Source organism: Photorhabdus africana (genome assembly GCF_035181445.1).
Lineage (GTDB): Bacteria > Pseudomonadota > Gammaproteobacteria > Enterobacterales > Enterobacteriaceae > Photorhabdus > Photorhabdus laumondii.
On record NZ_JAXBVE010000001.1, the window covers coordinates 15735 to 25560 of the forward strand.

9 protein-coding genes are annotated in these 9826 nt (G+C 44.8%); 7 read left to right on the forward strand and 2 right to left on the reverse strand.

Annotated elements, in window-relative coordinates; all coding sequences use genetic code 11:
* Positions 1 to 37: 37 nt before the first annotated feature.
* The 7 genes from SLS51_RS00070 to SLS51_RS00100 all read left to right on the forward strand — a co-directional run bounded on the left by SLS51_RS00070 (position 38) and on the right by SLS51_RS00100 (position 5966).
* Positions 38 to 1672: a methyl-accepting chemotaxis protein gene (locus tag SLS51_RS00070; RefSeq protein WP_323834339.1), complete on the forward strand. Its 1635-nt coding sequence runs from the start codon at positions 38 to 40 to the stop codon at positions 1670 to 1672.
* A gap of 6 nt (positions 1673 to 1678) precedes the next feature.
* Positions 1679 to 2566 carry a protein-glutamate O-methyltransferase CheR gene (gene cheR / locus SLS51_RS00075; protein WP_323834341.1) on the forward strand — a complete coding sequence of 296 codons (888 nt, stop codon included), beginning with the start codon at positions 1679 to 1681 and terminating at the stop codon, positions 2564 to 2566.
* Positions 2559 to 3611: a protein-glutamate methylesterase/protein-glutamine glutaminase gene (locus SLS51_RS00080; protein ID WP_323834343.1), complete on the forward strand. Its 1053-nt coding sequence runs from the start codon at positions 2559 to 2561 to the stop codon at positions 3609 to 3611. The genes cheR and SLS51_RS00080 overlap by 8 nt, the downstream gene beginning before the upstream one ends.
* A 69-nt stretch (positions 3612 to 3680) precedes the next feature.
* On the forward strand, positions 3681 to 4070 hold the full coding sequence (cheY, locus tag SLS51_RS00085) for a chemotaxis response regulator CheY (RefSeq protein WP_049582061.1): 390 nt from the start codon (positions 3681 to 3683) through the stop codon (positions 4068 to 4070).
* Positions 4071 to 4079: 9 nt separating this feature from the next.
* Complete coding sequence (gene cheZ, locus SLS51_RS00090; RefSeq protein WP_323834348.1) at positions 4080 to 4730, forward strand: protein phosphatase CheZ; 651 nt, start codon at positions 4080 to 4082, stop codon at positions 4728 to 4730.
* A 223-nt stretch (positions 4731 to 4953) separates the two neighbouring features.
* On the forward strand, positions 4954 to 5739 hold the full coding sequence (locus SLS51_RS00095; RefSeq protein ID WP_323834350.1) for a class I SAM-dependent methyltransferase: 786 nt from the start codon (positions 4954 to 4956) through the stop codon (positions 5737 to 5739).
* Positions 5739 to 5966, forward strand: a complete 228-nt coding sequence (locus SLS51_RS00100; RefSeq protein ID WP_323834352.1) for a hypothetical protein — start codon at positions 5739 to 5741, stop codon at positions 5964 to 5966. The genes SLS51_RS00095 and SLS51_RS00100 overlap by 1 nt, the downstream gene beginning before the upstream one ends.
* A 239-nt stretch (positions 5967 to 6205) precedes the next feature.
* Here SLS51_RS00100 and SLS51_RS00105 read toward each other — a convergent pair whose 3' ends face one another.
* Together SLS51_RS00105 and SLS51_RS00110 are read right to left on the reverse strand one after the other, a co-directional pair.
* Complete coding sequence (locus SLS51_RS00105) at positions 6206 to 6565, reverse strand: nuclear transport factor 2 family protein (RefSeq protein ID WP_323834354.1); 360 nt, start codon at positions 6563 to 6565, stop codon at positions 6206 to 6208.
* A gap of 51 nt (positions 6566 to 6616) precedes the next feature.
* The gene (locus SLS51_RS00110) at positions 6617 to 9814 is read right to left on the reverse strand and encodes a non-ribosomal peptide synthetase (RefSeq protein ID WP_323834356.1); all 3198 of its coding nucleotides are present in this window, start codon (positions 9812 to 9814) and stop codon (positions 6617 to 6619) included.
* Positions 9815 to 9826: the final 12 nt, after the last annotated feature.

The window sequence follows — 9826 nt, forward strand, 5'->3', positions numbered from 1 at the left end:
TACGGCTGCACATGCAGCCGTTAACAGAGGTGATTACATGTTAGGCAGGCTTCGTATATCAACCAGTTTATATCTGTTACTGATGATGTTTTGTGTAATGCAGATAATCTCAAGTGGTTTATCACTTGGAATCATTCACGCAGATCAATCTTATATTGAGCGGATTGATCTGGGCACACAGAAGAGGGATACCTTAGGGTTGAGCTGGGCAGCTCTGCTGCAATCGCGTAATACACTTAATCGAATCGCTGTAGGGAAAACGCTGCAACAATCTGAGGATCATATTGGCAGCATGACCGCTAATGTTAAGGAGACCTTAGATAGGGCTGAGATGCATTTTGCTGAGTTTATTGCGCTGCCTAAATTGAATGACGAGGATGGTAGTAGTGTATTGCTGGCCTCGGTAGAAACCAGTTATAAGGAATATATCAAAGCGCTTAGAGAACTCTCGGCTTTTTTAGAAAGTGGTAATTATGATGCATTCTTAGACCAGCCGACAGAAAAGTATCAGCAGCAACTTGAAGCTGATTTCAATCATTATATGCAATATATCGGTGAGGAGATTACAACCGCCGTTCAAGATGGTCGTCTTTATTACCAAATTTCAGTTGCCATGTTTGCAGGTGCGATCTTAATGGTACTGGTTGTTGCTTGGGCGGCGCATTGGTGGTTGAAAAAGAATCTGCTCAGACCTTTTGCCAATATGCGTAGTCACTTCCAGTATGTTGCGGAAGGAAAACTCAATAAAGAAGTTTCTGTTTTCACTCAAGATGAAATTGGTGAAGTGTTTCTCAAATTACGTGAAATGCAACGTTCACTGGTTAATTCCATTACTTTGGTAAAAGAGAATACTAACTTGATGTATAACGGTATTCAGGAAATTACTCAGGGTAATACCGATCTCTCTTCCCGCACTGAAGAGCAAGCTGCATCACTGGAAGAAACAGCCGCCAGTATGGAACAACTGACTGCGACTGTGCGTCAAAATGCGGAAAATGCTCGCCAGGCCAGTGAATTGGCGGTATCTGCATCGAAAACAGCCTCTAAAGGAGGCGAACTGACCGTTGATGTTGTGGAAACAATGGATGCAATTGCCAATAGCTCACAGAAAATCAGTGCCATTATCAGCGTCATTGATGGTATTGCATTTCAGACCAACATCTTGGCACTGAATGCGGCAGTGGAAGCCGCACGGGCAGGTGAACAAGGCCGAGGTTTCTCTGTTGTTGCTGGTGAAGTGAGGGATCTTGCTCAGCGAAGTGCCGAAGCAGCGAAAGAGATTAAGACATTAATTAGCGAATCCGTTCAGCGGGTAAGCCAAGGTTCCGAGTTGGTTAGTCATGCAGGGAAGACTATGAATGAATTGGTCGTTTCTGTAAACCAAGTCACGGATCTGATGGCTGAAATTGCTGCGGCATCTGATGAACAAAGTCGGGGAATTCATCAAGTAGCACAAGCTGTTACACAGATGGATCAGGTTACTCAGCAGAACGCGGCCTTGGTTGAACAGTCAGCAGCGGCGGCGGCGGCACTTGAAGACCAGGCCGATATTTTGGTGCAAATAGTGGCACAATTTGAGTTACCCGATAATTCAGAAAATAAGCTTGAAAATGAACTTTCACGGACACTGAGGTCTGCGGATAGAGAAGGGGCAGTCAATCAGACTCGCTGAGGCCAGATGAAATCAAATTTAATTGCTTCAGTGACAAGTTTGCCATCTTCGCCACTGAATCACATGATTCAGCGTTATACCATGGCAGATGCGCATTTTGAGCGCATCTGTCAGCTCATATATCAACGTGCGGGTATTGTGCTGGCTGCACATAAACGGGAGATGGTTTACAACCGTTTAATTCGGCGTTTGCGTACCCTTGAAATACGTGATTTTGGGCAATACCTGTTCATGCTTGAAAATGACATGAATAGTGAGGAGTGGCAGGAATTTATCAATGCATTGACAACTAACCTGACGGCGTTTTTCAGGGAAGCTCATCATTTTCCTCTGTTGGCTAAACATGCAAGTAAGAAGAATGGATCGTATCGGGTATGGAGTGCAGCGGCATCGACAGGAGAAGAGCCCTATTCGATTGCAATGACGCTAAGTGATGTCTTAGGGGAGCGTTTTCACCGGGCAAAAATTATTGCCAGTGATATTGATACCCATGTATTGGAAAAAGCACGCAAAGGGGTTTATCGACTGGATGAGTTGCGTCAACTGACTGATCAACAGAGAAAACGTTACTTTTTTAAAGGGATTGGATCTTATGAGGGTTATGCTCGTGTCCGGCCCCAACTTGCTGACATGGTGACATTCCAGCATTTAAACCTGTTAGATCCTAATTGGCCGTTTGAAGAGAAGTTTGATGCCATCTTTTGCCGTAATGTTATGATTTATTTTGATAAAAAGACGCAGGAACGGATACTGCGCCATTTTGTTGCTTTGTTAAAACCTGATGGATTGCTCTTTGCAGGGCATTCTGAAAATGTCACTCAAATAAGCCGGGAATTCTACTTGCAAGGACAGACCGTTTACGGTGTAGGTCGGGCAAGGAGAGGTCATGAATAAAATAACTGTTCTTTGTGTCGATGATTCAGCGCTTATGCGTCAAATCATGCGAGAGATCATCAATAGTCACCCGGATATGGAGGTAGTGGCGTGTGCGCCAGATCCACTGGTAGCGCGTGATCTCATTAAAAAGCATAATCCACAAGTGCTCACACTGGATGTTGAAATGCCACGCATGGATGGTATTGATTTTCTAGAAAAATTAATGCGCTTACGGCCAATGCCGGTGGTTATGATCTCTTCTCTGACAGCCAAAGGTTCTGAAATCACATTAAGGGCATTGGAACTTGGTGCTGTTGATTTTGTAACCAAGCCTCAATTGGGTATTCGTGAAGGCATGCTGGCTTACAGTGAACTTATTGCGGAGAAAATACGGACAGCAGCACAGGCTAAATTATCTGTGCCAATAATCACCCCGGTAAGTTCTGCTCCTTTAAGTTTTAAGCCTTTGTTATCCAGTGAAAAACTGATAGCAGTAGGCGCTTCTACTGGAGGAACGGAAGCAATAAAGAATTTGTTGCAACCGTTACCTGTCACGAGCCCGGCCCTACTTATTACTCAACATATGCCACCTGGTTTTACCCGTTCTTTTGCTGAACGACTGAATAAACTTAGCCAAATTACCGTAAAAGAGGCTGAAAATGGTGAACGGATTTTGCCGGGGCATGCTTACATTGCTCCGGGTGATCGCCATATGGAACTATGTCGTAATGGTGCTGATTACCAGGTTCTGATCACCGATGCACCGGCTGTTAATCGTCATCGTCCGTCTGTAGATGTGTTGTTCCGATCAGTGGCTAAATTTGCCGGGAAGAATGCTGTTGGAGTGTTACTGACCGGCATGGGCAGTGATGGCGCAGCGGGTTTACTGGAGATGAAGCAAGCTGGAGCGTACACGTTGGCGCAGGATGAAGCAAGTTGTGTGGTATTTGGTATGCCAAGAGCGGCAATACAAATGGGGGCGGTGGATGAGGTGATGGATATACTCAAAATGAGCAAGAGAATGCTGGTAAAAATAAGCTCGGGGCAAGCTGTCCGTATTTAACGGCTATCGGATAAATTTCATTTTTTAAGCGGCTCTGTGCTGATTGGTAAATAATTTCAAGGAATTTTTATGGCGAATAAGGATCTGAGATTTTTGGTGGTTGATGATTTTTCAACCATGCGTCGCATTGTTCGTAATCTTTTAAAAGAATTGGGCTTTAATAATGTAGAAGAAGCTCAGGATGGGGCGGAAGCCTTGACTAAGATTCGTGCATCTCAATTTGACTTTATCATCTCTGATTGGAATATGCCCAATATGGATGGTTTAGAGTTACTAAAAATCATTCGTGAAGATGCCCAATTGGCTAAGATACCGGTTTTGATGGTGACCGCAGAAGCGAAGAAAGAAAATATCATTGCAGCCGCGCAAGCCGGGGCCAGCGGTTATGTTGTTAAACCTTTTACCGCAGCTACTCTGGAAGAAAAGCTCAACAAAATATTTGAAAAACTGGGCCTCTAAGGAGACATAATGAGTGTAAATCCAGTCATGCCAAGGGATGAGACCATTAGCGCCAGTGAAATTATCAGCCGTATCGGCCAGCTTACGCGTATGTTGCGTGATAGTTTACGTGAGTTGGGATTGGATCAAACCATTGCTCAGGCTGCTGAGGCAATCCCCGATGCGAGAGAACGCCTGGACTATGTTGTGCAGATGACAGCGCAGGCGGCGGAGAGGGCACTTAATTGTGTTGAGGCGGCGCAACCTCGTCAGAATGAGTTGGAAGCATCGGCAATATCATTGACTAAACGTTGGGATGAGTGGTTTGAAAACCCGGTTGAATTGCCAGTGGCGCGCGCTTTGGTGATGGATACCCGGAATTACCTCGATTCGGTACCTGAACATACTGCTTTCACTAACGCTCAACTGCTGGAGATCATGATGGCACAAGACTTTCAGGATCTTACCGGTCAAGTTATCAAGCGGATGATGGATGTTATTCAGGAAATAGAAAAACAGTTGGTGATGGTATTAATGGAAAACATGCCGGCTGATCAGATGGCGAAAACTAAGAAAGAGGCTGATAGCTTGCTAAATGGTCCGCAGGTGAACCAAAACGGCGTGGGTGTTATCGCTAATCAGGCTCAGGTTGATGATCTACTGGATAGCTTAGGTTTCTGAATAAACGTGGCAGGGGTAAACCTGCCACTCAGGATTAAAGATTTTCCGGAAATTATTGACCACTACAGTCGAAAATTCTGATCTTGGAACAGGCACTTAGTTCCATTTTTTATCCACCATCCGAACAAATGTTGGCGGTTGTCTGCGCAGGTGGACGACTCAATGACATTTTTAATCAATTGCCCGAAAACCCATTACCCAAAGAGCAGAAGCAGAGGACAATATGACACAGCATAAAGAAAAATTTGATGGTTTGGCTAAAGGTTATGATCGCTACCGCCCTCGTTATCCACAGGCACTTTTCCGTGAAATTTGCCACTGGCTGCCTAAAGACAGGGCACTGTCTGTTGTCGATATTGGTGCTGGAACTGGCATTGCTCTCGAAGGGCTGACAAATCTGTTTGGTCAGCAACACCACTACACGGCTATTGATATTTCGCAGGATATGATCGACACCGGTAAACAGAAACTGCCGTGGGTCAATTGGTTACATGGCAGCGCTGAACAGCATCTCGCCAATGTGGGTAATCCTGACCTGATCATAGCAGCACAATCTCTTCAATGGATGGATCAGGCAACGGTATTAAATCTGGTCAGAAACAGTCTGGCAGATAATGGCATCATAGCGATCCTGCAAAATAACCGAGATTACCGGCATAGTGAATTTCTGAATGAGTATGAAAATCTGCTGGAAGAATTAAGCCCTAACTATAGCCGTCACTATCGGGATTTTGATTATGCGCAGGAATTGAATACTGCATTTCTGCATGAAAATGTCCTCCATATTACACTCAATACCCGCTGGAATATGCCTATTCCCGGCGAAACATTTATCGGGATGAGTCGTTCATCGACTCAAGTGCAACGTGCTTTAGCTGCTCACGGTGAGTTATTTATCGAAAGATTAAAAATGCTGGTGGATAAATATCAATTTGAGGGGAAATTGGCAGTTTTATATGAAAGTCAACTGTTTATGGTTGTTAAGCAGGTTAATTCTGGAAACGAATAATGTCAGAAATAGCGATCAGTTTTTCTATACCAATTGAGGAAGATATCAAGGGAATATTGGCACTCTTGCAAGACGTTTATCTGCCATTTGTGGCTGATTTTATGCCGACAGCACTGAATGAAATGCCTGTCAATATTATGGATAAGTTAATTTATTGGAGAATTGCTATACCCTATGGATTTCAATATGGATCGCGACGGCAAGGGAGTGAATCCTTGGGAGCATAGGTAACGATGTGACCGGGGTGAGTGCAGCCAACAAAGAAGCAACTTGAAAGATGACGGGTATACACACAATCATCCATGTCGTTACATGTGGCAACTGTTACTAAAGGTGAAACAGCTTATCGCCACCATTTCACCTTTCTCCTTAGAAGCCAGACTAATAAAACAAGAGCGTAGCGATAGTATCTAAACCAAATACAAGATCCAGAGAGCTCCAAATTTTTATTACAGCGATATCCTACTTAATGAGGTACTTCAAATTTAAAGTAATCGCTGAGGAGAACTATTTTGTCGTCCATAATTTCTATTAATGTCACGCCCATGTTGCTATAAATATCACTATTTTTACGGCGCCCTTCATTTTCCCAAATAACGCAAGCCTGGTTATTACTAGCAATGAACCCTGTTTGCCTAAAATGTAAATATTCAAAATTTGAGAAAAGTTTCTTGAGAAAAATAATCGACATCTTTTTACCTACCATTGGTGGAAGGCCCGGATAATAAAGTGAAATATCTTCAGAAAAAATATTATCCAGTCGTTTAAGGTCATACTGATTCATTGAGCTAAGAAGTTCTGCGGTTAACTCATCTATTCGGTTCATTATGTTTTGTCCTCTGTTTTATTTACTTGCCAGTATAATCACGTTAAAAATTTAGGTCTGGCTGACTACTTCATTTTCCTGCTGCAAAGCGTTCAATCGTTGCACCAGTTGGCTGACCCTCGGTGCGTTAAATAGATCGCGCAACGTTATTTCAACGCCGAAGTCACTACGCACTCTTGCTATTACCCGCATTGCAACCAAAGATTCGCCGCCGAGCTCAAAGAAATTATCCTCTGGAGAGATATTTTCTAATCCCAACAACTCGGCAAACAGACGACAAAGCGAGAGTTCCTGTGGGCTGGAGGAGACGCTTTCATTGACTACTACACTGTTCCACATGGGTTTCGGTAATGCTTTACGATCTAACTTTCCGTTAATGGTCAACGGGAAGTGATCAAGCTGCACTATTGCCGCTGGAATCATCGCTTCGGGCAGGCATGTGGTCAGACTGGACCGTATTAACTGTGATTCAAGCGTAATACCTTTATGAGCAATGACATAACCCACCAACCGCTTCTGTTGACCTTCATCTTCACGCACAATGACCTCAGACTGCACGATATCAGGGTGTGCATTTAGTGCTGCCGCCACCTCGCCCAATTCAATACGGAAGCCGCGGATTTTAACCTGATCGTCGGTACGGCCAAGGAAGTCCAGTACCCCATCCCGACGCAATCTTGCCAGGTCACCCGTGCGATACATGCACGCATCTGTGCCGATAAAAGGATCAGCAAGAAAGCGTTCAGCAGTGAGTTCAGGACGATTCAGATAACCACGCGCTACCCCCGCGCCGCCCACATATATCTCACCCACAAAACCTACCGGAACCGGGCACTGAGTCTCATCAAGAATATAAATACCGAGATCATCAATAGGTTCACCAATAAGACTTGAAGCAGGCTGAGCAATGACTTCACGTGAAAGAGGGAAATAGGTCACATGTACAGTGGTTTCAGTAATACCATACATGTTTATCAACTGAGGTGCGTTGTCATCGTGTCTTTGATACCACTCTTCCAGAATATGCGCATTCAGCGCTTCTCCGCCAAAAATCACCGTGCGTAGTACCAAACTCTGCCCAAGCTCAGGGGCTTCGCGATCAGCATGGATCAGCGCCTGAAACGCTGAAGGTGTCTGATTTAATACGGTCACTTTTTCGCTAACCAAAAGCTGCAAAAAATCTGTGGGTGAACGGCTGACTTCCCAGGGAACAATCACCAATCTTCCGCCATTCAACAATGCTCCCCAACACTCCCAGACAGCAAAATCAAACGCATAAGAGTGAAACATTGTCCAACAATCAGTTTCAGAGAAATGAAACCAGTGCTGGGTACTTTGTAGTAAACGCATCACATTATGATGAGTCACTACCACGCCCTTGGGCACACCGGTGGAGCCAGAAGTGTAAATGATATAAGCAGGATGCGCTGAAATCAGCGGTTGCAAGCGCTCTTTGTCAGACAGATCAGCAACACTCTGCATTTCCAGATGGGCGATCAACTCGGGGTCATCTAGCAATAACATGGGGATATTGGTTGTCAGACGTTGCGCAATTTCACTGGTGGTGATCACACAAGCAGGTTCAGCATCGTCAATCATAAAATCAAGACGACTTTGCGGATAATCCGCTTCTACTGGCACGTAAGCAGCACCAGCCTTGATGATAGCCAGCAGTGTCACCACCATCTCAATAGAACGTGGTAAGCAGACCATAACACGCTGTTCCGGGCCTATTTGCCGTGATACCAGATAGTGCGCCAGTCGGTTAGCACGTTGGTTCAATACCGCATAACTCACATTCTCCTGCTGATAAGTCAGCGCCACACTATCCGGCATGGCAATTGCTTGTTGTTCAAAGCGCGAGGTCAGTGTTTCCTCATTTAATACTGTGCGCCGTGCAGGTAATAGGCTGTTTCCTATGTGCCAGCCTGGTAATGTCAGTTCACCAATGGGGCGTGATATATCTGCCAGCAATTCAGTGATGAAGTGCTGAAAAAGAGATTTTTGCAGGTTAATATCGTGGGGAGTGTAGAGGTTATCATTCGTATCGAGCGTAAACTGCAAACTATCGCCTTCGCCATGATCATAAATGGTCACAGTGAGGTCTTCTACCGGCCCGCTGGACAAATTTTTGATACGTCCAAAATTACCCGCAAAGCTTACATTGCTGCTAAACAGCATCACATTAATATTCTGCGCAAACAAGCGGGGGGAAGAGCCATTTCGTTGTAAATCACGATAGATATCTTCAGAGCGATACTGCTGATGTTTGAGTAACTGGCGGATTTCTTGGCTGACGTGCTTACTAATGTCGCCTATGGAATGAGCAGGATCTATTGTCAGACGCAGAGGTAATACATTGGATACCATGCCCGGAATACTACGTAACGCACGCCCTGAACGCGCAGTGACTGGCATACCTAAAGTAATATCTTGCTTATCGGTCATACGAGAAATCCAGGAAGCAACGATGGCAATAATAATTTGTGCCATACTACTTCCACTCTCTTCACTCAGAGTACGCAGAATATCCTTGGCCTTTGTCGAGATTTCACATTGGGTGCAACTGAACGAACCCAAGTCAGCGAACTGACCGGGTTTCGCCCCCACGGCAAGGCTCTGTGGCTCACTTCGGCCAGCCATGTACTGTGACCACCACTGACGGTCATGTTGAAAATTTTCCGAGCGGCGGTACTCTTCATCAAAAGCCAACAGATTGCTAAGAGGTCCGAAAGGATTTTCCAGCTCAGCAGCGCCAGTCAATTTCTGGGTATACAGTTCAGCAAGCCGCTGAATCAGCAACGTAGTGCCAAAAGCATCACTCGCCAGATGATGGACACGGATAAACAAAAAATAGTGTTCATCGCTGATTTTTAGCAGCGCAAAACCAAACAACGGCCCCTGTGTTAACGCCATTGGCCGCACCAATTCAGCCTTCATCCAGATTTCAGCTTCTGTTAACACATCCACATGGTTAGATAGATCAATAAGCGGGCAGCTCCATTGCAGGTTGGTAACAATCTGTTGTTGTGGTCCTTGTGGGTGTTGCACAACCACCACTCGTAAACATTCAGCTTCATCTATCAACTGGGACAATGCCGTGTTAAGTGTCTCAATATCGATAGCGCCTGAAATATCAATATAACAACCAGTGTTATAAATTCCTGCGCTTACATTTAATTGTTCAGCCAGCCAAATTTCTTGCTGTGCTGCGGTCAGGGGGTAATAGGTCCCTTGATGTTGTTTCATAATTAATCCTCA

Bases quoted from the DNA above. Each gene is read 5' to 3' on its own strand.
- cheR (WP_323834341.1), top strand. From the start codon at position 1,679: ATGAAATCAAATTTAATTGCTTCAGTGACAAGTTTGCCATCTTCGCCA.
- SLS51_RS00080 (WP_323834343.1), top strand. From the start codon at position 2,559: ATGAATAAAATAACTGTTCTTTGTGTCGATGATTCAGCGCTTATGCGT.
- SLS51_RS00110 (WP_323834356.1), bottom strand. From the start codon at position 9,814: ATGAAACAACATCAAGGGACCTATTACCCCCTGACCGCAGCACAGCAA.
- cheZ (WP_323834348.1), top strand. From the start codon at position 4,080: ATGAGTGTAAATCCAGTCATGCCAAGGGATGAGACCATTAGCGCCAGT.
- SLS51_RS00100 (WP_323834352.1), top strand. From the start codon at position 5,739: ATGTCAGAAATAGCGATCAGTTTTTCTATACCAATTGAGGAAGATATC.
- SLS51_RS00105 (WP_323834354.1), bottom strand. From the start codon at position 6,565: ATGAACCGAATAGATGAGTTAACCGCAGAACTTCTTAGCTCAATGAAT.
- SLS51_RS00070 (WP_323834339.1), top strand. From the start codon at position 38: ATGTTAGGCAGGCTTCGTATATCAACCAGTTTATATCTGTTACTGATG.
- cheY (WP_049582061.1), top strand. From the start codon at position 3,681: ATGGCGAATAAGGATCTGAGATTTTTGGTGGTTGATGATTTTTCAACC.
- SLS51_RS00095 (WP_323834350.1), top strand. From the start codon at position 4,954: ATGACACAGCATAAAGAAAAATTTGATGGTTTGGCTAAAGGTTATGAT.